At 45.7% G+C, this 567-nt stretch carries 2 rRNA genes; both read right to left on the bottom strand.

Annotated elements, in window-relative coordinates:
* Positions 1 to 119: ribosomal RNA gene (locus tag CHL74_RS15455) — 23S ribosomal RNA — on the bottom strand; the annotation flags it as partial.
* A gap of 335 nt (positions 120 to 454) precedes the next feature.
* Positions 455 to 567 (bottom strand): 16S ribosomal RNA (locus CHL74_RS15450); the annotation flags it as partial.

The raw sequence follows: 567 nt of genomic DNA, 5'->3' as shown, positions 1-567 counted from the left end.
ATTCGGAAATCCTCGGATCAGAGATCATTTGCATCTACCCGAGGCTTATCGCAGCTTATCACGTCCTTCATCGCCTCCGTGAGCCAAGGCATCCGCCTTGCGCCCTTTTCTACTTTCTTCGAATCTCCGTTCCTGATTGCTCAGAAACGAAAACCGTAGCTCATACTTTCAGCTGTTGTTATTAATTTAACTTACAGTTTTGCTTGTATCAATATGTCAAAGATCGTTTTTCCGAACCTTATATTATATAAGGTGGAAAGTGTGAGAAATAAGGACTTGAACCTAGATGTAAGCCAGCCTTGAGACCTCTTTTTTCTCTATTTAGTAAGACAGTGCGCCAAGAAGCGCGGGAGAAGGAAAGCAAACCATTTGCTAACCTTAACCTTAATGCTAGACGTTCTAGCTTTTCTAGAAATTCTAGATAATATAGAGTGTCTATTGCTCGTCTCTCCAGAAAGGAGGTGTTCCAGCCGCACCTTCCGGTACGGCTACCTTGTTACGACTTAGCCCCAATCACCGGTTTCACCCTAGGCCGACCCTTGCGGTCACGGACTTCAGGCGCCCCCG

Source organism: Prevotella sp. 885 (assembly GCF_002265625.1).
GTDB lineage: Bacteria > Bacteroidota > Bacteroidia > Bacteroidales > Bacteroidaceae > Prevotella.
Note: the sequence above shows the minus strand (reverse complement) of the source record. Positions and strands in the feature narration are given on the sequence as shown.